The organism is Thermincola sp. GK-1 (assembly GCF_059412445.1).
The window spans coordinates 1-25,569 of sequence record NZ_JBSQAT010000024.1 but is presented as its reverse complement, the minus strand read 5'-3'; the positions used below and the strand labels follow the sequence as shown (position 1 = coordinate 25,569).

General features: G+C 43.5%; 33 protein-coding genes and 1 riboswitch. Of the genes, 2 read left to right on the top strand and 31 right to left on the bottom strand.

Annotated features, from left to right (window positions below):
- Nucleotides 1-120: 120 nt before the first annotated feature.
- Entirely contained in the window at nt 121-489 is a 369-nt protein-coding gene (locus tag ACSNJE_RS14920; protein WP_474774243.1) for a DnaJ family domain-containing protein, read from the bottom strand.
- Nucleotides 490-500: 11 nt separating this feature from the next.
- The gene (locus tag ACSNJE_RS14915) at nt 501-797 is read right to left on the bottom strand and encodes a carboxymuconolactone decarboxylase family protein (protein WP_013119392.1); all 297 of its coding nucleotides are present in this window, start codon (nt 795-797) and stop codon (nt 501-503) included.
- A gap of 222 nt (nt 798-1,019) precedes the next feature.
- Between ACSNJE_RS14915 and ACSNJE_RS14910 the strand changes: the two genes are divergently transcribed.
- Nucleotides 1,020-1,706 (top strand): hypothetical protein, encoded by a 687-nt coding sequence (locus tag ACSNJE_RS14910; protein WP_495252991.1) that lies wholly within the window; start codon nt 1,020-1,022, stop codon nt 1,704-1,706.
- On the opposite strand, the gene ACSNJE_RS14905 is transcribed toward ACSNJE_RS14910, so the two are convergent.
- The 26 genes from ACSNJE_RS14905 to ACSNJE_RS14780 all read right to left on the bottom strand — a co-directional run bounded on the left by ACSNJE_RS14905 (nt 1,703) and on the right by ACSNJE_RS14780 (nt 22,461).
- Entirely contained in the window at nt 1,703-2,293 is a 591-nt protein-coding gene (locus ACSNJE_RS14905) for a DedA family protein (protein WP_083436908.1), read from the bottom strand. The two genes, ACSNJE_RS14910 and ACSNJE_RS14905, sit on opposite strands and share 4 nt — an antisense overlap.
- 48 nt (nt 2,294-2,341) lie before the next feature.
- The gene (locus ACSNJE_RS14900; RefSeq protein ID WP_461570066.1) at nt 2,342-3,184 is read right to left on the bottom strand and encodes a hypothetical protein; all 843 of its coding nucleotides are present in this window, start codon (nt 3,182-3,184) and stop codon (nt 2,342-2,344) included.
- Nucleotides 3,177-3,698: an anti-sigma factor family protein gene (locus tag ACSNJE_RS14895; RefSeq protein WP_495252990.1), complete on the bottom strand. Its 522-nt coding sequence runs from the start codon at nt 3,696-3,698 to the stop codon at nt 3,177-3,179. The genes ACSNJE_RS14900 and ACSNJE_RS14895 overlap by 8 nt, the downstream gene beginning before the upstream one ends.
- A complete protein-coding gene (locus ACSNJE_RS14890) occupies nt 3,695-4,258 on the bottom strand; it encodes an RNA polymerase sigma factor (RefSeq protein WP_495252989.1) in 564 nt (187 codons plus the stop codon). Before ACSNJE_RS14890 ends, ACSNJE_RS14895 begins: the two co-directional genes overlap by 4 nt.
- A 73-nt stretch (nt 4,259-4,331) precedes the next feature.
- A complete protein-coding gene (murJ, locus tag ACSNJE_RS14885) occupies nt 4,332-5,933 on the bottom strand; it encodes a murein biosynthesis integral membrane protein MurJ (protein WP_242843585.1) in 1,602 nt (533 codons plus the stop codon).
- A 110-nt stretch (nt 5,934-6,043) separates the two neighbouring features.
- Nucleotides 6,044-6,688 carry a DedA family protein gene (locus ACSNJE_RS14880; RefSeq protein WP_052218414.1) on the bottom strand — a complete coding sequence of 215 codons (645 nt, stop codon included), beginning with the start codon at nt 6,686-6,688 and terminating at the stop codon, nt 6,044-6,046.
- Nucleotides 6,645-7,460: a phosphatase PAP2 family protein gene (locus tag ACSNJE_RS14875; protein ID WP_495252988.1), complete on the bottom strand. Its 816-nt coding sequence runs from the start codon at nt 7,458-7,460 to the stop codon at nt 6,645-6,647. The genes ACSNJE_RS14880 and ACSNJE_RS14875 overlap by 44 nt, the downstream gene beginning before the upstream one ends.
- Nucleotides 7,461-7,503: 43 nt before the next feature.
- Nucleotides 7,504-8,637: an MGDG synthase family glycosyltransferase gene (locus ACSNJE_RS14870; protein ID WP_495252987.1), complete on the bottom strand. Its 1,134-nt coding sequence runs from the start codon at nt 8,635-8,637 to the stop codon at nt 7,504-7,506.
- Nucleotides 8,638-8,793: 156 nt separating this feature from the next.
- Nucleotides 8,794-9,510 (bottom strand): metallophosphoesterase family protein, encoded by a 717-nt coding sequence (locus tag ACSNJE_RS14865; RefSeq protein WP_474774249.1) that lies wholly within the window; start codon nt 9,508-9,510, stop codon nt 8,794-8,796.
- 274 nt (nt 9,511-9,784) lie between these two features.
- Nucleotides 9,785-10,855, bottom strand: coding sequence for an ACR3 family arsenite efflux transporter (arsB, locus tag ACSNJE_RS14860; RefSeq protein WP_495252986.1), 1,071 nt, complete (start codon nt 10,853-10,855; stop codon nt 9,785-9,787).
- A gap of 57 nt (nt 10,856-10,912) precedes the next feature.
- The gene (locus ACSNJE_RS14855) at nt 10,913-11,290 is read right to left on the bottom strand and encodes an ArsR/SmtB family transcription factor (protein ID WP_474774251.1); all 378 of its coding nucleotides are present in this window, start codon (nt 11,288-11,290) and stop codon (nt 10,913-10,915) included.
- 628 nt (nt 11,291-11,918) lie between these two features.
- Entirely contained in the window at nt 11,919-12,920 is a 1,002-nt protein-coding gene (locus ACSNJE_RS14850; RefSeq protein ID WP_495252985.1) for an arsenic resistance protein, read from the bottom strand.
- A gap of 97 nt (nt 12,921-13,017) precedes the next feature.
- A complete protein-coding gene (locus ACSNJE_RS14845) occupies nt 13,018-13,548 on the bottom strand; it encodes a putative zinc-binding protein (RefSeq protein WP_495252984.1) in 531 nt (176 codons plus the stop codon).
- 246 nt (nt 13,549-13,794) lie between these two features.
- The gene (locus tag ACSNJE_RS14840; RefSeq protein ID WP_495252983.1) at nt 13,795-14,319 is read right to left on the bottom strand and encodes a (Fe-S)-binding protein; all 525 of its coding nucleotides are present in this window, start codon (nt 14,317-14,319) and stop codon (nt 13,795-13,797) included.
- A 25-nt stretch (nt 14,320-14,344) separates the two neighbouring features.
- Entirely contained in the window at nt 14,345-15,505 is a 1,161-nt protein-coding gene (locus ACSNJE_RS14835; protein ID WP_495252982.1) for an aminotransferase class V-fold PLP-dependent enzyme, read from the bottom strand.
- A gap of 55 nt (nt 15,506-15,560) precedes the next feature.
- The gene (locus ACSNJE_RS14830; protein WP_495252981.1) at nt 15,561-15,776 is read right to left on the bottom strand and encodes a hypothetical protein; all 216 of its coding nucleotides are present in this window, start codon (nt 15,774-15,776) and stop codon (nt 15,561-15,563) included.
- A gap of 93 nt (nt 15,777-15,869) precedes the next feature.
- The gene (locus ACSNJE_RS14825; protein WP_495252980.1) at nt 15,870-16,835 is read right to left on the bottom strand and encodes a permease; all 966 of its coding nucleotides are present in this window, start codon (nt 16,833-16,835) and stop codon (nt 15,870-15,872) included.
- A 6-nt stretch (nt 16,836-16,841) separates the two neighbouring features.
- Entirely contained in the window at nt 16,842-17,090 is a 249-nt protein-coding gene (locus ACSNJE_RS14820; protein WP_013119356.1) for a thioredoxin family protein, read from the bottom strand.
- Between the two features lie 2 nt (nt 17,091-17,092).
- On the bottom strand, nt 17,093-17,431 hold the full coding sequence (locus tag ACSNJE_RS14815) for an ArsR/SmtB family transcription factor (RefSeq protein ID WP_013119355.1): 339 nt from the start codon (nt 17,429-17,431) through the stop codon (nt 17,093-17,095).
- 19 nt (nt 17,432-17,450) lie between these two features.
- Entirely contained in the window at nt 17,451-17,762 is a 312-nt protein-coding gene (locus ACSNJE_RS14810) for a hypothetical protein (RefSeq protein ID WP_495252979.1), read from the bottom strand.
- A gap of 67 nt (nt 17,763-17,829) precedes the next feature.
- Entirely contained in the window at nt 17,830-18,135 is a 306-nt protein-coding gene (locus ACSNJE_RS14805) for a cytochrome c biogenesis CcdA family protein (RefSeq protein WP_495252978.1), read from the bottom strand.
- Nucleotides 18,136-18,573 carry a TlpA family protein disulfide reductase gene (locus ACSNJE_RS14800; protein ID WP_495252977.1) on the bottom strand — a complete coding sequence of 146 codons (438 nt, stop codon included), beginning with the start codon at nt 18,571-18,573 and terminating at the stop codon, nt 18,136-18,138.
- A gap of 152 nt (nt 18,574-18,725) precedes the next feature.
- A complete protein-coding gene (locus ACSNJE_RS14795; RefSeq protein WP_495252976.1) occupies nt 18,726-19,916 on the bottom strand; it encodes an MFS transporter in 1,191 nt (396 codons plus the stop codon).
- A gap of 238 nt (nt 19,917-20,154) precedes the next feature.
- Nucleotides 20,155-20,970, bottom strand: coding sequence for an arsenite methyltransferase (gene arsM / locus ACSNJE_RS14790; protein WP_052218422.1), 816 nt, complete (start codon nt 20,968-20,970; stop codon nt 20,155-20,157).
- 90 nt (nt 20,971-21,060) lie between these two features.
- Nucleotides 21,061-21,507: a MarR family winged helix-turn-helix transcriptional regulator gene (locus ACSNJE_RS14785; RefSeq protein ID WP_013119353.1), complete on the bottom strand. Its 447-nt coding sequence runs from the start codon at nt 21,505-21,507 to the stop codon at nt 21,061-21,063.
- A gap of 675 nt (nt 21,508-22,182) precedes the next feature.
- Complete coding sequence (locus ACSNJE_RS14780) at nt 22,183-22,461, bottom strand: hypothetical protein (RefSeq protein ID WP_495252975.1); 279 nt, start codon at nt 22,459-22,461, stop codon at nt 22,183-22,185.
- Between the two features lie 61 nt (nt 22,462-22,522).
- Between ACSNJE_RS14780 and ACSNJE_RS14775 the strand changes: the two genes are divergently transcribed.
- The gene (locus ACSNJE_RS14775) at nt 22,523-22,657 is read left to right on the top strand and encodes a hypothetical protein (protein WP_495252402.1); all 135 of its coding nucleotides are present in this window, start codon (nt 22,523-22,525) and stop codon (nt 22,655-22,657) included.
- 281 nt (nt 22,658-22,938) lie between these two features.
- On the opposite strand, the gene ACSNJE_RS14770 is transcribed toward ACSNJE_RS14775, so the two are convergent.
- The 3 genes from ACSNJE_RS14770 to ACSNJE_RS14760 form a co-directional block, all read right to left on the bottom strand.
- Complete coding sequence (locus ACSNJE_RS14770; RefSeq protein WP_495252974.1) at nt 22,939-23,640, bottom strand: arginase; 702 nt, start codon at nt 23,638-23,640, stop codon at nt 22,939-22,941.
- A 174-nt stretch (nt 23,641-23,814) separates the two neighbouring features.
- Nucleotides 23,815-24,330: an ECF transporter S component gene (locus ACSNJE_RS14765; protein WP_052218425.1), complete on the bottom strand. Its 516-nt coding sequence runs from the start codon at nt 24,328-24,330 to the stop codon at nt 23,815-23,817.
- Between the two features lie 29 nt (nt 24,331-24,359).
- Nucleotides 24,360-25,091, bottom strand: a complete 732-nt coding sequence (locus ACSNJE_RS14760) for an AIR synthase related protein (RefSeq protein ID WP_052218426.1) — start codon at nt 25,089-25,091, stop codon at nt 24,360-24,362.
- Between the two features lie 135 nt (nt 25,092-25,226).
- Nucleotides 25,227-25,402, bottom strand: a riboswitch (cobalamin riboswitch).
- Between the last annotated feature and the right edge of the window lie 167 nt (nt 25,403-25,569).

Genomic DNA, 25,569 nt, shown 5'->3' with positions numbered 1-25,569 from the left:
AATGGAGGTAGATTTTTCTACTCATAGCTAAAGCTTTTTGGAACCACCTGCAAAGCAGGTGGTTTTCGTTTATACAACAAAAAGGTAGTTCCAAAAATCTGTTGGAACTACCCCTTTTCCTTAACCCAACTTATTATAAATTTTATCTTTGTAAATACCTAATGCAGAACCGCTGCCCTTTCTTTTTTCCATAAGAATGTTGAACCGCAATATTTTTGCATTTAATTCCCTTTTTAACGACTTCCTGTCTTCTTCATCATAGCAACAGTCAACCAGCGTCTGCAAAGAAATAATTTCCTTTCTTAATTCCAGTTCTTCCGGCAGTACCCCGGCATTTTTCAGCAGGATGTAACCGGCCCTGAGCTCTGCCGGAACGTGGGATAAATCCTGGATTTTCAAAGGCTTGCCCTGTCCCGGCAGGTTTTCCAGTTCACCGTTTTTTATTGCTTCCAAGATTTTCTCTTCGGCAATCATGGCAACGACATCCATTGTCTTTCTCCCTACTTTTCAAAAGCGGCCATAGAAGTAACCAGCGTAGAGTTTGCTTTGGTGAAATAAGTGATCCGCAAAACCTCGGCAATTTGTTCGTCAGTTACTCCCATTTGCCGCAGAATATTTGATATGGACTTTACCCCCTCGTCAGCTCCCATAGCTGCGTCGACGGCCAACGAAATCATCAGCTTGGTTTTCATATCCAGGCTGCTGTCGGAATAAACCAGCTCCTGCAGCCCCTTCATCAGTTCATAAAACTTTTCATCCCTGTCTTTAATAGCAGCAATAAAGGGCAGTACATTCATCCAAAATCAATCCTCCTCAGTCCACTTTTTTACCTGATTCTTATTCTCTGACCATTGAAAAATTTCCTGCCATGATAATCCCAATTACAAAATATAACCGTAAACCATCAAATTCATAAGTATTTCGGCAAAATTTTTACGCCGTGTCATTCTTTTTTCACTATAACTTTTTTGCCAAAATACGTTACAATAACAGGGAGTCCTTATCCGGAGGGAATGCAGATGGCTTCCGAAATAACGTACAGGCAAAGCGTAACGAAAAGCGACATTGTCAGATTTGTTTATGACAGTCTTCTTAAAAACGGCTGGAAAACCACCTTCGAGTACACCAAATACTCACCCAGATTGTTTTATGAAAAACCCCTTGCCATTCCTGAGGTAAGCCGTATAGACTTCGCCAAATATACTTATTACTGCTTTTTATTGTCCCATGACTTTGTGGAAAAGGACGAGGCCGCCAGATATAAAGCATGCGGGGTAAGCATTTATTGTTCTGTGGTGCTGTACTGGCTTTTGGTCCAATACGGGGTAGTCAGCGAAAAAAGGCTGAAGTTTTGCCAGGGATACTTTAAGTACAAAACACGGGCAGACACCCCGCCGCAAAGCCGCTACCGGGTGGATATGCACGCCTGGCTTTGTTATGACGGTTCTGTAATTGATATAACTATTTGGCAGCAACAGGAAGGGTTTGACTTTTTAAAAAAAGGGTTCGAAATCCCGGTAATTATGGGAAAAATCCCCGCCGGATTAAGCCTTTTTGGCTATGAGGAAGAAAAAAGCTTGGCCAAGGAATATGCCCGGCGGTTCGCGAAAGAATCGGAGTTGACCTTTTCCGAATGGATAAACTACCATAAAAAGCAGGCAGACTTGCTCTTTGATGTCCGGGCGCAGGAAACAGGCCCAAGTTAGGCTTCTGTCCGTGACCAACCATAAACTATAAGAAACACCAGTACAGCGACGAATAACCAAATTGTATACCTGTGCAGCAAAGGATCGAGCGCCCTCCAGTGCTCACCCAGATAGGCGCCTAAATTGATGAAAACTGTAGTCCACAGGGCAGCCCCAATGTAAGCCATTAACGCGAAACCCTGATAGGGCAGGCGGGTAATTCCCGCCGAATAAGCCGTAATTTGCCGTAAGCCGGGTACAAAATAACCGATAGCCAGTGTCCATTTCCCATATTTTTTAAACCACTTTTCCGTTTTGGCCAGTCTTTCAGGAGTGATACCGACCCTTTTACCATATTTTCTTATAATAGGCGTTCCTAACCGCCGGCCGATCAGATAAGCTGCTGTCATGCCTGATGTTGTGCCAAGAAATGCAAAAACAATACTCCATCCCAAGCTAAGATTTCCCCTGGAAACGAGAAAACCGATAAACACCATCGAAGTTTCCTCAGGAACAGGCAAAATGCCAAGCATGCCGACCATCAGCGCCAAAAAAACCGCATAGTATCCGTAAGTTTCGATAAAGGACAAAAATGTTTCTGCTGACAAATGCAATCCTCCCAGCTAAAACGGCATATAGCTTTTCTGCCGTACAATTTAATCGGCGGCTTTTTTCTTAAACAATATCTGAATGGTTGCACCCAAAGCAAAAATAATTACAATTACGGCCCATATAGGCCCTACTATGGGTAAGTTAAGCATGGCCACAAGCAGGAGACTCCCAATAGCAGTGATGATTAACGGTGATTGCAAGGAAGAGTCCAACCCTTTTTTAAATAGCTCGCCAAAAACCAAACTCATACCGGTACAGCCAATAATTATCAAAACAATAAGCAGAAGCAGTATGGATACGGCCAGGGGAATACCCCAGAGTAATTTCGTTAAAACCGCAATCAATAAACCAAAGCAGATTAATCCTAGTATCCCCAAAATAGCCGACTTGAACATTGCCCCTTTTAACTTGGCCGCTGAATTTTCAGCAGCGGCAGGGGCCACAAGAATTACAATTAAAGCCGCCAGAATAAGGCTCCCGCTTAACACCAGTTTGATTAATTCAATACCGGCAAAAGTAACCAATCCCAACATAAATGAATTAACTGTAGCGTTAGAAGTGCTGATATTAAAAACACCTTTACCTACTTGGGCGCCGGGCTCCTGCTTAATATCCCCACCTATAACAAAGACACGGTCAGCCACTTTGGCACTGCTTTTAAGCGTTAAACTGCCCTTAATAACTATTACTTCATCATTAACTTGGCCGGCAATTATACCGTCTTTACCCACCAATAAAACATTTTTTACAATTTGCCCTTCGGGCACGAGGGTTTCCTGATATGCGACGATCTTTTGGCCTAAACCGGGCCCGGCAGCAAATACGGCAACAGGCAGGGAAAATAATAAACCTACTAATAATACTATTATCACAATAGTTTTATTCATGAAGCGGACCTCCCAAATTTGAATCCTTCAGGATCTTGCGCAATATCCAAAAGGTAAATATAAAACCCAGAAACAAGGCCAAAGTAATCGACCAGTCCTGACTTCCCATAGGTGACCTGGCAGAAACCCTTACCATGAGCATCGTTACTTCAAATATATTCCTGAAAAAGGCCCTTATCAAACCCAGCAGCGCCTGCCCCAAAGGTGAAAGGTAAACCAAAGCTGCTATCCCGGCCGTCAAGACGGCGAATATTCCAAGCATCGCGTTAAAGACATAATATGATTGAACAGCTTCTTTCCGGTTAATTGAGGCCATTACCAAAGCCGATAAATCTGTTTTCAGCAAGGGCAGGTCCATATTTTGTACCAGGCTGATGGTACCGGCCAACCGGGCTTTTTCGGCCATACAGGCCGGGCATTGTGCCAAATGCCCATTAATAATTTCCTCCAAATCACCGGACAGTTCCTTGTCTAAATAAGCTGACAGGTGCTTTTTTACATCGTCACAGGTCATCGTTTGTTTCCCCCTTCACCTGCAGGTGGCTGCAGAAGGCCTGCTAATATTGTTCTGGCCTGATGTATTCTCGATTTTACCGTTCCCGTTGGAATGTTGAGAATTTCGGCTATTTCCTTATAGGAATATCCCTGTAAGTCACGCAGTACTAAAGTTACTCTATATTCCACAGGAAGTTTCAACAGCGCCTTATGAACGTCCTGTTTAGTTTCCAGCGCCAAATATTCGTCTTCTGAACTCAGGCCGCTCATTTCCCGCCCTTCGCATGCATCCAGTGGTACTATTGCCTTTTTGTTATTTGCCTGTATCTTTTTCAGGCAAAAATTCGTAATTATTCTGCCCAGCCAGGTAGGAAATGCCTCCGCACGCCGGAGACTTTTAATCTGGTAGTATACGGTTATGAATGCCTCCTGGACTATGTCTTCTGCGTCACGGTCATGGCCAATAATTCCGTAGGCTATTTTAAAAGCGTATTGCTGATAGTTCTTGACCACCTGTTCAAAAGCACCTTTTGAACCCTGTTTACATTTTTGGATTAATTCTACGTCTGATATTTCCACCAGGGCCATCCCACCTTAAAACAGGCCTCTATGAGAACCTATTTCTATTCCGGAATCCATTCATCCTTATCTGTTAACCATAACTGCGTTTAAACCTTTTTAATAAAATACCAAATACAATATCGACCTCTTCCATTTTCAACAGTTTGGCCAAGCCAAAATATACACCCGCAGCAATACTAACTACCGTTAAAACCTCTGCTAACTGGACCAATTTTCTTTGGACCGAAACCGTAACTTCGAAATAACTTGCAATGAAATAAGCTGTGAGCCCCATTATTGCAGCAGCAACCAGGGTTTTCAGTGCTGAAATAAGGATTTTTCTGATACCCAAAGGTCCAATCTTCCGTCTTAATAAAAATAAAAGCGCGGTCATATCAACAAAACCTGTTAAAGAATAAGCCAAGGCCAGCCCCCGGGCTCCTAAATATACTATTAATAAGTGGCTTAATATATAATTTCCCGTTATAGTCAAGAGTCCTAATTTCAAAGGTGTTTTTGTATCATGGAGCGCATAGAAACCACGAATAATAATAAATACCGCCGACTGAGCAAAGAGGCCGATGGCATAATAAATCAGGACAGATGCCGTAGCCACTGTATCATTATGTTGAAATTTCCCCTGTTCGAAGAGTAACCGAATAATGGGCATTCCCAAAACCATCATGCCAACGGCGGCGGGTATAGTGATAAAAGCTATAGTCCGTATTCCCAAAGAGAAGGTCTTTTTATAATCGTCCATGCGCTTAGTAGCAACATAGGCCGTAAGGGTTGGAAATATAGCCATACTAATGGAATAAGCAAAAATCCCGAGCGGTACAAGCATTATCCGGTTGGCCATCCTGAGAGCGGTAATACTTCCCGACGACAGGCCGGAAGCCAGGTTTTGATTAATCAGCAAATTGATCTGACTTACCGCCAAACCCAATACAGTGGGTATCATTAGCAAACCTATCTTTTTTACCCCAGGATGCCTTAATTTTAAAACCGGCCGGTATTTCATTTTACGCATTCGTTTTAGAGAAGGAAATTGAATTAAAAAGTTTCCAATTACACCTACAATAACTCCTATGGAAAATCCGGCAATACCCAAATGCGGCCCCAGTAATACACCCATGGCGATGATACCCACATTATAAACAACAGATCCAATGGCCGGGTAGGTAAAATCATTGTAAGAATTCAGAATCCCCATCATCAAGCCGTTTAGACCCGTAAAAAGTACAGCCGGAAACATAATCCGGGTCAGTTTAATAGTCAAATCCAACTTCGCACCTTGAAACTTACTGGCTACAAGAGGGATTAAAAAGGGAGTAAAGTACTCTCCAAAAATGATACCAATCGTTAGGCCTATGACCGCAATGTTGATTACTGTGCTGGCCACTTCCCAGCCTTCGTCCTCTTTGTCCTGAGCCAAATAGCTTGAAAACACCGGAATAAAGGCCGAGCTAAGAGCCCCTCCTACCAGTAGGTTATATAGTAAATCGGGAATTGAAAAAGCAGCAATATAGGCATCTGTGATATAGGTCCGGCCAAATTGGCTGGTCATGGCCTGATCCCGTACAAAACCGAGAATACGGGACAAAAACATGGCAATCATAATAACTCCGGCAGCCTTGGCTACCCCTTTGTTACTGTCCACCTTTTTCGCCGTTGCTTCACTATTTGTTACCACTGGTGAAACCTCTTTTTATAATTAATTTTTTCAAATAAAATATAATTTTATTTTTTGGGCTTTATCCGTCCATATGCCGTTAGGGGACCCCGATCTTTACTATGCTGCATTTATTTAGAATAACTGCTTTTTGTCTTAATAAAATTAATTATTACCGGTAATATAGAAACGAAAATGATAGCCATTATAACTATTGTAAAATTATTTCGTACTACCGGGATATTACCAAATAGGTATCCGCCGAACAGCAAAACTGATACCCAGGCAACTGCTCCTATGATGTTATAAGATAAAAAACGCCCGTAATTCATGCTCCCTATCCCGGCAACAAAAGGAGCATAAGTCCGGATTACCGGTATAAATCTAGCCAAGATAATAGTTTTGCCACCATGTTTTTCGTAGAATTGATGCGCATGTTCTAAGTGTTCCTTGTTTAGCAACCTGCCATTCTCTTTATGAAATACTTTCGGCCCGATAAAATGACCAACTTGATAATTCGAAGTGTCTCCTAAAATTGCCGCAAGACAGAGAAGAATATATAACCATTCCAGCTTCAGAGCCCGGTGGGCTGCCAAAGCACCTGCAACAAAAAGCAACGAATCACCGGGAAGAAAAGGTGTGATAACTATACCTGTTTCCAAAAAGACAATCAGAAAAAGGAATAAATAAGTCCAGGTACCATAATTTTTAATAACTAACACTAAATTTTTATCAAGCTTTAAAAAAAATTCTATCACATTCATCATCAGTTCCATAGCTCCTCCATAAAAAAATTTTTGATTTCCCTTCAACCCAAACAACAGCTATGTTTACAACAATTAACGCTACCACTATACCTCCCAGCACATCATTCAGCCAATGGATACCCAAATATATTGTTGAAAAAATTATTACAAGAGAGCTGAATACAGCAACCCGAGCCATCCTTTTGTAACCAGAATGAATGCTTAACAAAGCCAGGGAAGTGGAAAGGGAAGTGTGTAAACTCGGAAAACAATTATTCAAACCACTTAAAGCCCTGTATTGTACATTAAAAGCGGGATAAACCTCAGTTATCAAGAGATGTACTCCTTTATTTGTATACCAGACTTCATTTACGGGAAAGAATAAATAAAATGGGAGAGCAATAGCATAGTTTAAAATAAAAGTCAACAAAAGCTCCTTCATCAAGAATTGGTCATTGTGCCTGTTAAACACAGCCATAGCAACCCAGACTAATGCAGGAAATACAAAAACATAAAAATAACTGGTAATATATGTTAGCAGAGTACTGTGAAATGTTCTCTGAATAAACTGGGTTATATTCCCTTCATACCGGTATATTGCAGGAGTCAGATCCCACCTGATCAAGGGATTTATGATATTTTCAAAGTTCAACTCAATAAGGTCAATGCCTATAACCATTAGCATAATAACTAAATAAAAAACAAAGGTTTTGCTTGAAAACATTTTTCGGAGAACGGGAATTGGATTGCCTTCAAATAACAAACATAAAACCACGAGGGTAACTATAAATGTAAGCGCCATCTGCCCTGCCCCGTTGTACATCAAAAAGCCTCCTAAAATAAAGTTAACCTTGAATCAAAGAAAACTTTAAAAACACTTCGCTTTTTAATTGATCGATTAGATCTCTTGCAGCGTAGGGCCTGCCAAGCGCAAAAGCCGAATCTTTTATTTGTTTTAGCCGGATTTCGTTTGACGTCAGTTCTTTGAGCTGGGGAATTAAATGTTGAATTTTTCTCAACTTGATCGAAGCACCGTTATTGAGTAGAAAATCCGCATTTCTTTCCTCCTGGCCCGGTAAAAAGTTAATCATTATCATGGGCAACCCTACAGCTAAAACTTCAGCGGCAGTAAGTCCACCCGGTTTAGTAACAATAACATCGGATGCCGCCATGATTAACGACATGTTTTCAACATAGCCAAACACCTTGACTTTGTTTTTGCCGGTGACCTGCCGGAGTTTCATCTGTAATTTTTCATTTTTACCTGTTACTGTAACTATCTGCAAATCAAGCCCGGAATCGGCTAAAGTCTTGACTATAAGCTCGATCTTTCCTAATCCCAGACCGCCACCCATCACCAAAACTGTTGTTTTGTTTTCCAAACCGAGCCTATTACGTGCTTCTGTCTTACTTGGCTGTTCAATAAACTGTCTCCGGATCGGAATTCCGGTTGGAATAATCCTTTCTTCGGGAATATCAAATTGCATAATTTCGTATTTTAAGCTATCGGCAGGAATCACATATTTGTCTATATTTTTGTGAATCCAAAAGGGATGGACTGTAAAATCTGTTATGACTGCTATTAAAGGCGCCTGAGTGATTTTTCGGGCTTTAAGTTCAGATACAATCCCCGCAGAAAAAGGATGCGTACAGATTATTGCCTGCGGTTTAAATTCCTGAATAAGCTCCGCCATCTTTTTAATTGACCTGGTTCTAAGTATCAGTTGCCCCAAGTTTAAAAATTTAGTTCCTTCTTCTGCCTGTCCATATAAATAGCCCCAAATTTTAGGATTAAAATTCAGGCAGCCCATATAACCGGCCACCATAATTTTATTTAAAATGGGGTCAATATAAGCAATGGTATCGACCAGCTTTGTTTTACACCTGGGGTAACGGTATTCTATTTCCTGTATCAATGCTTGGGCTGCCTGATCATGTCCAGCCCCTATAGATACCGATAAAAATAAAACATTTTTCATGCTAACTTCACCTTAAAATACCTTTTATTCGTACAGATACAATAAAGGGTAAAAAAGTTCGTAACAATGCATTAAAAATTTAAAACCATGGATTGAAGTAAACAACTCAAAAATCCATGGTTTCATTATGCCCTCTTTTTCAATGCGGGAGGCCTCTTATGCTATTCCCCGGCGAATCAACCCGGCAAACTCAGGGGGCAGACCCGACTGTTCAATAGCTCTGGCTGTAGCTTCAAAATCATATGCTACTTTTCTGATCTCTACCGCAACGTCCTCCGCAAAGGAGATAATTACATAAGCAGCCTTTGGATCGCCATGTTTGGGTTTGCCGACACTTCCGGCGTTAATTATATGTTTTCCCTGAATTGTCAAATGAAAAGGTTTGTGGGTATGGCCGCAAACGAGCACATCGGTATCTGCCTTTTCCATAAGTTCCTGCAAATAGTCTGCCGGCGTATCTTCATAAATATATTCATTCAACCGGTGCGGGCTGCCATGGACAAGCAGAACTCTTCTCTCGCCGGCAGTAAATCTTATTTCCGCCGGCAGATTTCTCAAAAATTCTTTGTTCTCTTCAGTTGTATGTTCTTTCGTCCACATGATGGACTTTTCTCCTAAAGCCTGCGCCTTTTCATCCTTGTAATCACAACCACAGATAAAACGCATAAAACCTACTGCGTCATCGTAGTTCCCCATAACGGTAGATATCCGCTTTTCCCTGATCAGGTCAATTACTTCATTGGGGAAGGGACCGTATCCGACTAAATCACCGGTACAGTATATCTTATCCACCTTTTGACGGACAATATCCGCCAAAACCGCACGTAAAGCTTCTAAATTTGCATGAATGTCTGAAATTACCGCTACTCTCACTTTATCTGCCTCCTGTTCTTCTGCCTGTAGTCGGCCAACAGTTAACGGCGCACAGCAACAACATTCCGAAGCTACGGGTTACCGTTGTATCGGTGAAACAATCGTTGCTCCGAAGCTACGGGCGGAAACAGTGATTTCAAGCCTTCACTGTCGTTAATACTGTTTAACCACCCTCCGCTAAGTCGCAACTTATTGTTTCAACGTTATAGCAGTTATATCCAGCGACCGGTACCGGTTGGCATCGGTATGTTACAGGCCGCTAATCAAGTTACAGTTAAGCAGCCGAACCTTTTGGCAGCCCTTCCTTGTTAAAGTATTTCGAGCTCCAACGCAAAGCAACATTAACTAAACCGATCATTACCGGCACTTCAATCAGGGGACCGATTACCGCCGCAAAGGCCTGCCCTGACTCAATCCCGAATACTGCCACGGCCACGGCGATGGCCAATTCAAAGTTATTGCTGGCAGCAGTGAAGGAAAGACTGGTAGTCTGCGCATAATTTATGCCGACTTTCCTGCTGATAAAGAAGGAAGCAACAAACATAAACACAAAGTAAATCAGCAGAGGAATGGCAATGCGTACTACATCCATCGGTAGTTGAACAATGAGGTTTCCTTTGTAGGAAAACATTACCACGATGGTAAACAAAAGGGCAATCAAAGCCAGCGGGCTGATCTTGGGCACAAAGGTTTTTTCATACCATTCCTTCCCCTTCGCCGGTTCCAGGAATAACCTCGTCAACAAACCGGCAGCGAAGGGTATCCCCAGGTAGATAGCCACACTCTTGGCCACTTCACCCATAGAGACATCAACAGTCATACCCTTTAGCCCAAATAACCCCGGCAACACCGTGATAAACACATAGGCGTAAACAGAATAGAAAATTACCTGGAAAATTGAGTTGAAGGCCACCAGGGCAGCCGCGTATTCCGAATCACCTTTGGCCAGGCTGTTCCAAACAATGACCATGGCAATACACCGAGCCAAACCTATTAAAATAAGACCAACCATGTACTCAGGGTAATCACGCAAAAACGTTATAGCTAATATAAACATAAGGATAGGGCCGATGACCCAGTTCTGAACCAACGACAACCCAAGGACTCTCGTATTCTTGAACACCTTACCCAATTCCCGGTAGTTTACCTTGGCCAGCGGCGGGTACATCATCACGATCAGCCCGAAGGCAATAGGTATGGATGTGGTGCCCACCGATAACCTGTCAAGCAGGTCAGCCACACCGGGAAACAGAAAACCAATACCGACTCCCAGGGCCATAGCGAGGAAAATCCAGAGAGTCAGAAATCTATCTAAAAAGGATAATCTTGCTGCTTTTTGCGCCATAGTTTAACCTCCTTCATGTTTTAAAAAATATTTACCTCTTTACTTTACAAAAATTTGTTACTTTTTGCTGGCTGCTTTTTTCATAGTGAGTTTTTCGCAGATTGACGGGTCTGTCCTGACCGGGGACGGCTGTAAATTGTTTAACTTCCTTTTGATTGGTTCCGCATAGGCTTCCACTACACCCACTTCATCGCCTTCAAACACTTCCTTGAAAACATCTCCGTTGAGAGAGTAGTATATCCATTTTCCGTCCCGGCTGTCCTTTACTAACCCAGCCTGCCTGAGAATCTTCAGGTGATGAGAAACGGCCGGCTGGGACATATTCAATTTGTCAAGGATTTCACAAACACACATTTCCTGTTCCGCCAACATATTTATGATTTTTAACCTTGTTTCATCCCCAAGAGCTTTAAAAAATTCCGCAATTTTTTTCATGCGCTAGTTCCTTTCATACCAATTTATTCTTCGAATATTCTTCTAGATAAGAACGGCGCTATTAATATTTAACCACTGGATTACCCGATAGGTCCCCCCCTTTTTACTAAAAACTTTTGTATCAATATATTTAACATTATTTATATTATTACAGTAATATCTTTCTACCGCTCATTTTTATTTATCCCTTTGACATAGAAATTGATATGTCCTTGGCCAGGCTAACCCAGAAGCCACCTGCACCGTTTTAAATACCGCAGCGGGATGATACATCCTGCCACATACACCGGCTTAAACCTTTGCGTCAGCTTTCACTTGGTTCGACCTCCTCAGAATAGAACCCTAAAGCATAAACATATTTAATTTTATTTATACATTAATTATACTATTCCTTTTGTTTGAGGTCGAGAACTTTTTTCATAAAAATAATGTGGGAGTGTCCCATAAGTAAACAGTCAAGTCAGACAGTCCCAAAATAAGTAACAAAAAACATCCCAAACCTCTATAAAAGTGGAATGGGATGTTTTGTTTTTTTAATAGTTTCAGTTGAATAGTGGAGCTTAAAATTTCTCAAAATAACTTATGGGACAGCCCCTTTTCCGTTTTACCATTTATTATTCGGGACTAATTAGAAGATACCTGATTTTGCTGAAGGTTCCGGCATTATCCTGTCCCAATACCTTTTCAACCGTGGGCTCAACTTAAGAAATCCCGCCATAAACAACACCTGAATCAGCGGTTTTATCGCAATGATCATTACTGTTAGCGGTGAAAAGAAAACAACTGCCAGGGCTAAAGCAATGGAAATGTTTTTTCCGCTAACCCCGTAGGTTAAGGCCACCATATCCGGATAGCTGGTCCGGCTGAAGCGCGAACTTAAAACAGAAAGGCTAAAGAGAAGAGTATAAAATATCACCAGCGGTACAGCTATGATTGCCAGATACTGCGGATTACGCACCAGGGCTACTGATTCAGACATCATGGAAATAAAAAACACCATGTACATCCCTAAAGCTGAGATAGCAGGAAAGACAGGCTTCATCGCCACAAATTTTTCCTGGCCCCATTTTTTTACAATCCAGATACGTGTCAGGTTGCCCAAAATCAACGGTACAACAATTGTATACAATACAGTCTGCAGCATTTTCCAGGCGTCAACAGGTACATATTTACCGGCAAGAACCAGCATCCAAAGGGGGATAAGCACGATACCGGCAAGCAGGCTGAACACAGTGATAACCAGCGTCATAGGAGTATTCCCCTTGGCCATGCCGGTCCAGGCCACTATCATACCGGCACAGGGCACTACTCCCGTAAGAATCAACCCAACCGCAAAATCGGGATATCCGCTCAAAAATACTTTAGCCAGAAAAGCCGCCAAAAGAGGCGAAATAACGTAATTCATAACCATGACCACCGTCATAAAACCCACCCGTTTCGCCGCACCCGTTACCTCACTGATTTTAATTCCCACCATCATGGGGTAGAGCATAATAAACAGGGAAATAGGATAAAACTTTTGCAAGGGTTTGCCTGCCTGCGGGAAAAAATATCCCAATATCAGTCCAAAGACAATCACAAGCATTAAAAGAGGAATTAGCCTTTTATTAATAAACTGTGCAAAACGCATCATTAAAACCCCCTTATCAAAAAATGTCTTCAATAAATACCTGCAGAAATATAAGAGAACGGTTGATAAAGCCGTTCTCACATCTACAAGCTATTTATTAACTATTGAATACTTCTGTAATTTTTTCAGCAATATAATCAGCCATTCGGTCTACATCTTCACCTGAATTAAGGTCAAAATTCTTATTCACTCCCAGATCCCGGGTCAGCACAATACTGCTTTGTGGTTCGAAGTTATCTTTATTTAGAGTTTTTCGTGCGCATTCCATGGGGCAACCGTCTATACTGACAATACCTCTGGCATTTTTAGCCCCGTTATGGATATTTTTTAACCCCGCAGATATACTGGCCAAACACAACAGAGCTGCTTTATCATAGCCTACTTTGTTGGCAGCAAGGACACTGGCCAACATGGAAGCCTGCCCGACATTAGAAGCCCCTGCACAATAAAATACCGCTACCGGCGAAGGTTTTTCTTCGACTTCAATCCCCTTGGTCTTTTTGTCCATATAGGGTAAGTACCAGTTTTCTTGCACTTTGTCTTTATCGACCGGCTCTTTTTCAACATTCAAACTTATTGGTTGAGATGAACATCCGCAAGTGCACCCAATATTTATTTTGTCGTTCATACAAATACCCCCATTAAATCATTTTATATTATTAAATTATAATATACTTATATATTACCGCACTCATTTCCTTTTGTCAAAGTTTTATACATGTTAATATTAAAAAACCCTAATCTACTATTGCCTCCGAGATACTTTTTTCAATTGTTTCCGTTATTTTATGCATGCGTCTTCACCAATAATAAAATTTAGCGGCTACTGGAAGCCGCCAAGTAATCGTTTCCACCACTGTGATATATAAAGTTCCTATAAAATTGCCTTTAGTACTTCCATTATCATTTCCCTGGAATCTTTGTAATCAGGTGTAAAGAGCGGTTTGCAATTTTCAATCTGCTGTATGCCCTGCAAAATCTTTGTCGCAAAGGCAAAACAGGTTATTTCTCCGCACTCCCTGCAGTTGGTTTTGGGCAGCCAGCCGTAAAACTGCAGCACCGTCGGTTTCTCTTTTTTTTCAAAGTTAGGTGTAATGCTGTCTTTCTTTGCCCAGGTGTCATTGACTAAATCCTTGACCCGGTCAATGACCTGTAGCGCATCTGTCACGTTAACCGCTTTAGTCATGGTAAGTTTGTGCGGGTATAAAACGATTAATCGAGCTTCCTTGGTAAATGTAATTAGCGGAGCGTCTTTATTAAATATGGCATTGCCCATAACAGCGTTTAAATACGGCATAACTTCGGTTATATCATCGGATAAGTCAGCTTTTAGTCTGATTTTTTCAGGTTCGGCAATACATGGTTCCATAAAAGTAATTTTGACATCCTTTAAAAGCATCTTCCTCTACCTCCCACCTATGGCATTAACCGGCTTCGAAACGCTTTTTAATAATATCCTTCACCGCTTCCACAAAAGCATCAATGTCCGGTTCAGTATTAAAGTAACCCAGGCCTATCCGTATTGTGCCCGTATCTATAGTGCCAATTGTCCTATGTGCACATGGAGAACAATGCAGCCCTGTGCGGACCATAATGCCGTATCTTTCATCTAAAATGTGTCCAACCCTTTGCGGGTTGAAATCCATAATATTTAAAGATATTACACCTACTCTAGCTTTGGTGTCTTTAGGCCCGAAAATTGTTATCCCTTCAACAGCCGATAATTTTTGCAAAGCATAATCGGTTAGCTCCATTTCTCTGTTATGAATTTTTTCCACTCCCTCATTCAGCAAAAATTTCACGGCTGCTCCAAGTCCGGCAATCCCACTGACGTTGGGAGTACCCGGTTCATAACGGTCGGGAAGGGATTCGGGTTGGTGTTCCAAAATCGAATCTCCACCGGTACCCCCTTCTTTCAGTGGCCTTAGTCTAATACCTTCTCTTATGTATAATCCTCCCGTACCCATAGGTCCTAACAGCCCTTTATGCCCGGTAAAAGCCAACAGATCAATTTTCATGGCCTCTACATCAATTGGGTATACGCCGGCCGTCTGTGCAGCGTCAACCAGGAGTGGAATATTTTTTTCCCTGGCCATCCGGCCAACTTCCGCAATTGGCATAACTGTGCCGGTTACATTGGAGGCATGGATAAGAACGATAAGTCTGGTATTATCTCTGATTGCAGCTTCAACCTTTGCCGGGTCAAGAAACCCTTTGTCATCACACTGCACCGCAGTTATCTGAATCCCCCATTTCCTTTCCCGACCCTTTAAAGGCCGCCATACGGCGTTATGCTCCATACTGCTTGTAACAACATGATCACCGGGCGCCAGAAGACCCTTGATAGCCAGGTTCAGAGATTCTGTTACATTGAAGGTGAAGACTATACGGGAAACATCGTTGACATTAAAAAGCCCGGCCAGCCCTCTTCTGGTCTCATAGATAATCCTGTCAGCTTCCAAAGCCTGTCTGTATGCTCCCCGGCCCGCATTAACGCCAATCGTTCGCATGAATTCGTCAGCAGCCTGATATACCACTTCCGGTTTGGGAAACGAGGTTGCTGCATTATCCAGATAAATAGGCATAGGTTTACCTCCGTTAAAATCTTTAACATCCTCCGGATGAACTGCCGACAACACTTCATTTCTTTCGGTCAATTTCATCTTGCTTTAATAAATAATGCTGAAAAGGAGTCAAAGAACGGCCATCTTCCTCAATTACCGGCAGGTAATAATGACACGCCCAACGCTGCCGTAGTTCCTTTGCATCAATCACTCTACCCAAAGCGTAACACTTGCTGCCACCATTCCCATCAATGTTAACCAACCCACAACCGGCACACTGAACAGGCGCCACAGTATTCCCCTCCTTTACAGAAAAGGTTTTGCCCAGTTGCCTGATGCAAAACCTTTTCCAACAAAACTGCATTTATCACCGATTTTCATGCCATCACATAATAAAGTTAAAGAAATAACCGGTGGCCATGATAGCAAGCGCAATAATCGTTATAAAAATAGCAATCAGTTTTGGTTTTAAAACCTGTCTCAGAATTATCATTTCCGGCAGAGACAGAGCCGTAACAGACATCATAAATGCCAGAGCCGAACCCAGCGGCATCCCTTTTTCCATCAATGCATGCACAATCGGAATGGTTCCGGCCGCATTGGAATACAAAGGCACACCGATCGCTACCGCTATAGGCACAGCAAAGGGGTTTCCCCGGCCTGCATATTTCACCAGGAAGTCCTCCGGCGCATAACCGTGAATTGCAGCGCCAATGGCAATTCCGAACACCACATAAAGCCATACTTTACTGAGAATCTGTTTTACATAGGCTTTGGCATAATCGACCCGGTCCTTCCAGGTTTGTTCAACTGATTCTTCGCCACAGCCACACGCAGCGGTATTAGCCCTGATCTGATAAACATAGTCTTCCACCAGATGTTCCAGTTTAAGGCGGCCTATGATGATACCGCCAATGATGGCAACAGTCAGTCCGCTGGCAATATAAATCATGGCTATCTTCCAGCCAAACATGACCCATAACAGGCCCAGAGCCACTTCATTAACCATTGGCGAGGAGATCAAGAAGGAAAAAGTTACTCCCAGCGGGACCCCCGCTTCCACGAAGCCGATAAATACCGGCACCGCCGAACAACTTCAGAAGGGGGTAACAATACCCATCAAGGCAGCTATAATGTTACCAATAAATTCCCTTTTATGGCTGAGAACCTTTTTGGTCTTCTCCGGCGGGAAAAAGCTCCTGATTATGGCTACAGCAAAAATAATCAGGGTAAGCATGAACAATATCTTTACTGTATCATAAATAAAGAAGTTTACCGAAGATCCAAGGTGACTCCTGGGTGAAAGACCCATCAAATCATAAACCAGGTAGTCTACAAATCTCTGCCACATGCCCGACTACCCCCTTTTGGCAGCTTCCATGATTACTTCCGTCAATTTTGCCTTGGAAGGAACAACTCCGGAGAATTTAACCTGGCCGTCAATAACCAGGGCCGGAGTTGACATAACACCGTAAGAGACTATGTCTTTAAAATCCCTTACATGAGTCACACTGGCATCAATGTTTTGCTCCGCCAGCACATCGAAAACCATTTGTTCCAGTTTATTGCAGTTGGCACATCCGGAGCCTAACACTTTGATATCCATGATTATTCACCCCCTTTTCTTTTTGGCCTCTTATTCAACAAGTTAAGGGTTTCATTTACCTGCGATATAATAATATCTTCCACCAGATCAATAATTTCAAAGATTTGTGGATAAACAACACTATAAATAACTTTTAACCCTTCTTTACGACTTCTAACAATGTTCTGTTTACGTAAAATACCCAGGTGCTGAGACATGTTGGATTGTTCAATATCCAGGTCCTCCGTAAATTCACATACACATTTTTCACCGTCTCTTAACAACTTTAAAATCCGCACCCTGGTGGGATGGGCCAAAGCCTTGAAAAACTCGGCCTCCATCGAGCACAGCCTTTCATCCATAATTTCATCCTCCTTTTGCTCAGGCAGTCCAGGCAAAATAAAACCCGATAGCTATTAATATTATGCCGGCAATCTTTTCAATAATACCGGACCACCCGGCGAAAACTGGCAATCCTTTGGTAAAACCGTAAAGGTCCCTGCTACGACAACCGGTACCCCCCGGCCTAGTCCGTAAAGGAATAATAATACAGCGCCATACTATTTTACCCTTGCTCATGACCATTGACAATATTGCAAAAAGAACAGGTGTGCCACACTGTGAACCGGCCAGGCCTATCATTAACCCCATCAGGTAAGCCGGCCAAATCCCCTGTCGTTGAGGCTTCCTCAAAATCCTTGACCCCATATTAGGCAGGCGAAAGTTAACCGCTCCCAGCATTTTCAGGCCCACAACAATACTAGCGCCTGCGGCTATATAAACCAATAGCCTTAGATGCGCCAAAAAAGCCGCCGATTATGGACGCAATAACACCCAACAAGGCAAAGGTGGTAGATGTACCAAGAGTAAAGAAAACCGACAGCCAAAAGCTTCTGGCTTTACCAACTTCCGAATTTCCACCGACATATGCCATCAAAACAGGTATCATGGACATATTACAGGGCCCAATACTGGTAATTATACCACCGATAAAAACCAGCAAAACCGCTGCCAGGGAATAACCATGCAAGCTTTGGACCAAGTACTGTGTATCCAGTTCCACCATTTACTTGCCCTCCGCCAAGGCCTGTAGCTTACCCCGCATTTCATCAGGCTGAATAACCCCAACATAATTAAAGGTAATTTCCCCTTGGGAGTTTAGAAAACAAGTGGTTGGGATGTATTGAATTTTATAGCGGTAGCATAGTTCCTGTTCGGCAGGATCGTTTACGTTAATTTCAATAAATGCGACTTTGCCTTCAAATTCCGGTTTGAGAGCATTAAACACCTTTTCCATCTCGATACAGGATGCGCAGGTGGTGGAGTGAAACAAGAGCCAGACCGGTTGCCCTTTTTGTTTTGCTTCTTCAATAAGGACCGCATTTTGCGATGTACTGCTATTCGCAGAATAACCTTGCGTTTCTTTTTCTACGGTCATTTTTGCCGTAAATAGCGCTACCACCGCTGTTAGCAGAATTATCAAAACCACTGGTTTTAGTTTCAACTTTTCCCCTCCCCTAACCTGCCGCAACACCCAGGTGCTATTATTATATTAGAAAATTCTAATATAATTTTATAACTTTTGCTTCTTATTGTCAATATGCTGTACAAAACGTAATCAGCCAGGCTTCTGGCCCGGCTGTATAAAAATTCATTCTATTTTACTCTTGTCTCTTGCGGAGCAGGCCCACTGCCCGTTTCACATTTAATGAGTACACCCGCCAAAAAGATTAGGATAAACAAGGCCATTCCATAATATGAGAAAAAGGTCTCAAACCCTACGCTTTTGATTAACTTCCCTCCGAGGGCTGTGCCAATGCCGCCGCCGCCCATGAAACAGAAAGCTACCAGCGACATAGCGGCGCCTCTGGCTTTAGCGGCGAACTCGGTGGCAATAGTCAGCAAAGTCGAATGGGCCAGCATAAAGCCCAAGCCCAGGAGAGCGACGCCGGCAATGAGCACCCCTAAAATATTACCGCCGAGAAAAAACAAGATATCCGCTATGGTGGCAGAAGTCAGGCCCATTACAAGCACTTTCCGGCGCCCCAGTTTGGCGGCCAGTTTACCGCTTAAACGGCCGCCGATTACTGCCATTATACCGAAAGCCGTCATAATAAAACCTATAGTAAGGTAATTGTACTGGTACAGGTTTTCAATAAATGCCCCCAGATATGAAAAGGAACCTACAATAAATATCCCTTCCAGCAGTACAATAAGGTATAAAATTAAACTGGGAGCATTACCAAGCAATCTGGCGTAGGGAGCCAGAAATTCACTGTCAGGGTTTTTGTCCGACGGTATTTTCCTTCCCACTGTAAAAAATAGGACAGTCACCAGGGCTGCCAGCGCCGAATATGCGGCAAAGACACCTCGCCAGCTAAGGAAAAAGGCAACTGATCCGCCGATAGCCATACTCAATCCCTGGCCCAGGAAGGAAATACCCATAAATGTACCTATAGCCGATTGTCTTTCTTCCATAGGAACCAGGTCGCCGATTAGGGCAAGGGACACGGGCATAACTGAAGCCGCAAAAATTCCTGTAATGGCCCTATAAATAGCCAAGTCACCCAATTCCCTGCCGATAGCAGTTAAAGCGGCGGCAAAGGTAAAAAAGAACATGGCGAAATTTAAAATCTGCCTTTTTCCGAAACGGTCAGCCAGCGGACCGAATACCAACTGAAAAATACCGAAAGGTATCATGTAAGCGGTAATTAAAAGTCCGGCTGAAGTAACAGGAACGCCGATGTTTTTGGCAATAGCGGGCAAGATTGGTGAAACTACCCAGTTGTCGGCCATTACTGTGAAACCGGCCAATCCTAATATAAGCAGAATAGTGCTACGCTTCATTTATCTTTCACTCCTTTACCGTTAAATTTCTAATCGTCCCCCCAAAATACTTCCTTATCCACCTCCACAAACATTTGTAGTATATTAAAATATTATAATATTATTTATAATAATACCCCTATAGGGTAGCTTTGTCAACCAAATATTTTTGCTTGATAGCAAATTTTTAGTTAAAAGAAAAAGGGGCCCTTTTAAGCCCCATTATGAAACCTCCGCTCCTTCAAATAAGGTTGAGGTACTACTGCTTCTTGGCCTGAACGTAAATACTTGTTACAAACCGGTCAATAGTCTCATCTTCTCCAAGAGCTTCTAAAACAGCTCTGGCCAGAGGGTCTTTGGTATCAGGTGTAATCGAGAAGGAAAAGCCCTTATCAGTGATCTCAATATCCGTTAACCCTGCTTCTTCCACCAGCCTTTTATACTGCGCTACAGGCACTGCTCCTGCAATACAACCCGTATAAGCCTCTACACTTGACCGGACTGCCTCCGGAAGTTCCTGCAGTAAAGCCACGTCGGATATGGCCACCCTACCTCCCGGTTTCAATACTCTGTATATCTCCCGGAAGACCCTCTTTTTGTCAGCCGAAAGATTAATCACGCAGTTACTTATGACCACGTCTACGGAATTGTCAGCTACAGGCAGGTTTTCTATTTCGCCCAGCCTGAATTCCACGTTACTGATGTTTTCCCTGGCGGCAATTGTCCGGGCCCGTTCGATCATCTCCGGAGTCATATCAACACCTATTACCCGGCCGGCCGGGCCTACTTTTGACGCTGCCAGAAAACAGTCAAACCCCGCGCCCGAACCAAGGTCAAGGACAACTTCCCCTTCTTTTAAGCCGGCCAGGGCGGTAGGATTGCCACAGCTTAAGGCCAGGTTGGCCTCAGTAGGAATTTTATTCAGTTCTTCCGGCGAGTAACCTAAAGACTGGACATAAGTATTAATGTCATCACCGGAACAGCCGCAGCCACAGCCACAGCCGCTTCCGTTCTGTTGTCTGGCAATGGCGCCATATGTTTCCCGAACAGTCTTGATAATTTTAATTTTATCCATAATTTAATACCTCCTGTACTTTTACTTCACCTTTCGGGCCATGTTTATTATTTGCAATTTGCAAATGTTGTCCTACAAAAATCCGGCAACTTATTCCGGCAGGCAGCATGCCCCGGCCTTCAGAATCGCTTTGTTTAAGAGCTGCACGGATTTAACCACCATATCCCGCTCAAATTCGGTGAACTGGGATAATATATTGTCGATAAAAGCCTTCATGCGCTCGTCAATCCGGTTTTCCAATTCTTCTCCCGCAGTAGTTAGAGACAATAAGTATATTCGCCTATCTTCCGGATGTGGCTTTTTCCTGACCAGCCCCTTTTTTTCCAGGGTCTTTACCTGCCGGCTGAAAGTGGTAATATCCATACCTAAAGCGTTGGCCACCTGCTGCATGGAAGCGCTCTTCTGCCTGCGTATTTCGTATAAGATGTGGCTCTGCACCAAAGATACTTCTTCCCCACAGCAGCAGTCACAGCAACTGGCATTTAACAAGCCGAAACGGCGGACAAAGATTTGAAACAGGTCGCGTGTGCTTTCCAACTAGTTCACCCCTTAAAACAATTATACAATAGTTATTTGTAATATGCAAATAATTTTCGGTGAGAGATACTGTCAAGATTATTTGGGTAACTTTACCTTCAATTTCCTGTTCACCGTAATCCCGCCGTAGGTATGACAGTTTACTCCGGTTTCCCAGAGCGGCATCTACTCATCTAAGCCGTAAAGCTCCGGCAGCAATCCGGCGTCCCCGAACTTGACGGCTCAGAAGGCATTCCTTACAAAATGGCCGCCTCCGTTTCGAAATGCGTGAAACTTCCCGGCGGCCTTCGCCGTCTGCGGACATACGGGGACTCCCCGGCTTGCTGCTCTCCACTTTACAGCAAGTTTCGTAACAATGCCGCCAAATGGAAACCTTCGTAAACGATCATACCTGTCCTTATTTACCGGCTTAAATATAAAGTTCAGCCGAACTGCCAAATAATCTTGCAGTATCAGGTGGGTGGAATAGGCAGGATTCATTTTAATATAACCAATCCACCGTTTGACTGCCAATCAGTTTTGCTAACTCTCTCTCTTTCACAGAAGGCCCGGTTATTGCCGGTAAAATAACCTTGCACCGGTCTACCGGGTCTACTTTCCCTTGACCGTCTACCTGTCGCCTGAACCTGTAACTACGATTTATCTCTTTTTTAGCAGATTCATCTGCTTCGTCAACTACCGGTGGCCCTGGTGTGGGTTTTCCATTAACGGACTCTCTACAATGTACTCCTGGGCTGGTTCCAGTTTCAGAGCTGTGCTCATAGAAGAAGCTCCCTTGTATGTTGCTTTAGTCGTTGACACCACATTGGCTGTAGAATGACGGAAGGGTGGGTGGGGTGCCAAGGCTACCGTTTGGGAGCGACTGCGTCCGCAAAACCTGGCCGGGCAGGCAGGGGGTTCCCGCATGTTTGAAGATGGCGAAGGCCCACTGGACGATGAAAAATACTGTTTCAAAGCTATACCTCTGCACTGTTCTACGAGGTAGCAAAAAGCCGCTGTATAGTAAAGTAATAAGTTGCGACTTGGTGGAGGGTGGATAGACAGTGTTAACGACAGTAAAGGCTTGAAATCGCTGTTTCCGGCACGGACGCCGGAAACCCGGCCATTGAGTCAGAACGACGATTTGGCCGGGTTCAGCGATTTCAACTGAACGGAGTTTACACTGTCTCCGCCCGTAACCTCGGAGCAACGGTTACTTCACTATACAGCGGCATTTATAACTACTGACTTTTGAAAACAATATGAGCCATCAAGTTCGGGAACACTGCCTGCCCGGCCAGTGTTTGCAGCATAAAGCTCCTTGGTAGCAGAGAACCCCACCCACCCTTCAGTGGTTGAAGAAGGCGTACCCCGGAGTAACGGTTGTTTCACCGGAAGAGTGGCATCCGCAAAGCAACGGTTGTTTTGCCTCTACAGCGGTTCTGCGGTCGGCTAACACAATAAATAATTAAGCTGGGCGGAAAGGGTAAGTTTCCCGGCGTCCCACCGCCTTGGTGGGCAATCAAGCCACTTTACCGGCCGGTTTAAACGGTAGACAAATTGCAAAAACTTATGGTCAAGCCAGGGAGGAGTCCAGGCGCCGGACCTGCAAATATGGATAACATCCACAGGAATCCCTTCCGGCAGCCGCTCCAATTCACAGTAATTGATATTATAAGCATTGTTTATCTCAATAAAATCTTCCGGACACTCAAAGGTATACGGACTGTAAATAACAGAAGCTTCCCTGATATGATTGTTTTTAAACAGTTTACCCAGCCAATTGGCGCAATTAAGTTCAAAATCCAGCGAACCGATCCCTCCATATCCCAAGTCGGCATGAGCATCGAATAAATATACAGCATCACAGGCATTTTCCCTGGCAATGCCGTAAGAATATTTATGGGAATCAGAAATATAGACTCTGGCTGTATCTGATATCCGGAACCGGCTGCGAATCCGTTTCCAGAATCCAACATATTCCACCCCTACATCAATAGTACGCGTGATATCCTCTCCGCGCATTTGCTCTTTGATATATCTCCGATACCATAACTTGTTGACATTCCACTGATTTTCCGAATATGAACCATACCATTCCTTTTTTATTGGCACGAAATAATCCCAATCAATACTCAGAAGATTTTTTCCCATAAAAACCACCTCATTAAACCCAAGCAGTTATTTAATGAAGCATTTTTACATGGTAAAAATCTCAGGTAATGAAAGGTTTTCTTACATTTTACAATAACATCGCGTTCCGGGCAACACGCCCAAGCAAGCTCGTTGCTTCATCTTTACGTTGAACAATTTATGGAAGGTTCTTCGCTAGAACAGACTCTTTTTGCCCTTAATTTTTTTAAAAGCCAGCGCCGCCACAATCAGGTTCAGGGCTGAAGCAACGCTTAAAAACGGCATAATACCCACCGCGGCGCCCATACCACCCACGGGCAGCATGGTAAAGGAAGAAACCACGCCGTTTAAAATAACGCCGGCGATAACGGCAGGAACCAGGCCAAACCTAAGATTTACCCACCGGAAAACCAGCGCCCAAAGGGCCATCAGCCCGGCAACCAGCAAATGCATGGGCAAAGTCAGGGGAAATCCAGCCACGGCTGCAGTTAATAAATGGCCTATACTGATTACCAGTGCGCCCTCAATTCCTCCGACAGCCAGCGCCACAAAATACCCGGGAGCAGAATCCATACCGATGCTCCCGACAGGGCTTGGGATTTTAATTAATGCTCCGACAAAACTCAGAGCTATAAATACGCCTATCACAGCAATTTTTTTGACTGTCCATACTGAATGTCGAGATTCCTTTTCTTTTATTAAAATGTTCATAATATATTTCCTCCTTTTCTCATTGTATCTTAAATTTCCCCTATTTTCATCATAGGTGTCGGTGAAAAATCAGGCAGGGAAGTCCCTGGTACACAGCTAAATATCAGACAAGTTGCCGGTCCCCCTGATTTGTTGATGTCAACGGGGGCATCCGGGGCCGGTTTAAATTGACCCGATACAGTCCTGGCCAATAACTCCGCTTCTCTCCGGATACCCTGTGAACCTACCGGAATAATGTCATGAATACCCGAAACTGCCAATAAGCCGAGAATATGTTTTCCCTGTACAATTTCTGGGTCGTCATCATCCTTCACTTCATCACCAACTTTGGGAATTCCCAGGCAATATATCCAGTCCCCTGGCTTTGAGGTAGTTATCCGCAGTTTTGATTCCCCGGCCACACCTAAGACAGTGATACCCAGACCGGTCTGCCTGGTAGTAATGTTTTTTTCAGTACTTATAGCCAGCGGTAAATCAGGTAAACCACAGACTTGCAGTTCATCTCTGATTCCTGCAAGAATTTCTTCCCCTGCCGGCCGGGGCTCATTACAGACAGTTGCCGTGATCATCCGTGGAACGGCGCCCGTTGCCAGGACTTCCATCAACGCTACCCGGGCAGTATACCTGCCTACTATATAATTGGGGACCTTTACAACATCCAACTCTTTGGGGCCGATGCCGCCACAGGAGTCGCATGCCACCACCAGATACTGCCCGTTATCCAGCGATGTGACTTCCACGTCCCTGCCCCTGTAACCCATGTATATACCTCCTTTCATCGATGAAATGAGCTATATAAAATACCATTACAAAATACCATTGTATTTTAAAAGAGAAAAAGTCCATGACATACTGCTTCCAACAAGCAAATACGTCATGAACTTTACCATCATTCATGGCTTCGCATACCATAGGCAGGTCTCCTGGCTCAAAATCATCGGTCTAACACGCCTTCCCGGTTACCCAGTGGCTTAATGTGCGACCTCCTTTTCACAGTGGCGGGACCGCTCGGGACTTACACCCGATTCCCTATTCTCCCCTATAACGGGGCACCTACAGCATTAACAATAGCGATTATTTGTTTTCAACACTATAATTATTTTACAGCACCAAGTTTCTATTGACAAGGTAATATCTTGCGAAAACATGTTGTAACTGCCTGGCCGCTGCATAGTGAAGTAACCGTTGCCTTAGCTGAGTGCCGCTGTAACGGTGAAACCGGCCTATTGAAAGGGTGGG

Coding starts and splice junctions, on each gene's coding strand:
- ACSNJE_RS14895 (WP_495252990.1), bottom strand. CDS start 3,698: ATGACCTGTGACGATGTAAAAAAGCACCTGTCAGCTTATTTAGACAAG.
- ACSNJE_RS14765 (WP_052218425.1), bottom strand. CDS start 24,330: ATGAACATTTTAATAAAAGAAAAGGAATCTCGACATTCAGTATGGACA.
- ACSNJE_RS14915 (WP_013119392.1), bottom strand. CDS start 797: ATGAATGTACTGCCCTTTATTGCTGCTATTAAAGACAGGGATGAAAAG.
- ACSNJE_RS14900 (WP_461570066.1), bottom strand. CDS start 3,184: ATGAATAAAACTATTGTGATAATAGTATTATTAGTAGGTTTATTATTT.
- ACSNJE_RS14770 (WP_495252974.1), bottom strand. CDS start 23,640: ATGGGAAAAAATCTTCTGAGTATTGATTGGGATTATTTCGTGCCAATA.
- ACSNJE_RS14815 (WP_013119355.1), bottom strand. CDS start 17,431: ATGGATGAAAGGCTGTGCTCGATGGAGGCCGAGTTTTTCAAGGCTTTG.
- ACSNJE_RS14875 (WP_495252988.1), bottom strand. CDS start 7,460: ATGGCGCTTACATTTATAGTTACCCTCGTGGTTTTATGTTTGTTATTT.
- ACSNJE_RS14855 (WP_474774251.1), bottom strand. CDS start 11,290: ATGAAAAAAATTGCGGAATTTTTTAAAGCTCTTGGGGATGAAACAAGG.
- arsB (WP_495252986.1), bottom strand. CDS start 10,855: ATGGCGCAAAAAGCAGCAAGATTATCCTTTTTAGATAGATTTCTGACT.
- ACSNJE_RS14835 (WP_495252982.1), bottom strand. CDS start 15,505: ATGCCTATTTATCTGGATAATGCAGCAACCTCGTTTCCCAAACCGGAA.
- ACSNJE_RS14840 (WP_495252983.1), bottom strand. CDS start 14,319: ATGCTTTTAAAGGATGTCAAAATTACTTTTATGGAACCATGTATTGCC.
- ACSNJE_RS14850 (WP_495252985.1), bottom strand. CDS start 12,920: ATGCGTTTTGCACAGTTTATTAATAAAAGGCTAATTCCTCTTTTAATG.
- ACSNJE_RS14805 (WP_495252978.1), bottom strand. CDS start 18,135: ATGGTGGAACTGGATACACAGTACTTGGTCCAAAGCTTGCATGGTTAT.
- ACSNJE_RS14795 (WP_495252976.1), bottom strand. CDS start 19,916: ATGAAGCGTAGCACTATTCTGCTTATATTAGGATTGGCCGGTTTCACA.
- ACSNJE_RS14845 (WP_495252984.1), bottom strand. CDS start 13,548: ATGAACGACAAAATAAATATTGGGTGCACTTGCGGATGTTCATCTCAA.
- ACSNJE_RS14910 (WP_495252991.1), top strand. CDS start 1,020: ATGGCTTCCGAAATAACGTACAGGCAAAGCGTAACGAAAAGCGACATT.
- arsM (WP_052218422.1), bottom strand. CDS start 20,970: ATGGATAAAATTAAAATTATCAAGACTGTTCGGGAAACATATGGCGCC.
- ACSNJE_RS14880 (WP_052218414.1), bottom strand. CDS start 6,688: ATGGAACTGATGATGAATGTGATAGAATTTTTTTTAAAGCTTGATAAA.
- ACSNJE_RS14760 (WP_052218426.1), bottom strand. CDS start 25,091: ATGGGTTACAGGGGCAGGGACGTGGAAGTCACATCGCTGGATAACGGG.
- ACSNJE_RS14920 (WP_474774243.1), bottom strand. CDS start 489: ATGGATGTCGTTGCCATGATTGCCGAAGAGAAAATCTTGGAAGCAATA.
- ACSNJE_RS14870 (WP_495252987.1), bottom strand. CDS start 8,637: ATGAAAAATGTTTTATTTTTATCGGTATCTATAGGGGCTGGACATGAT.
- ACSNJE_RS14820 (WP_013119356.1), bottom strand. CDS start 17,090: ATGGATATCAAAGTGTTAGGCTCCGGATGTGCCAACTGCAATAAACTG.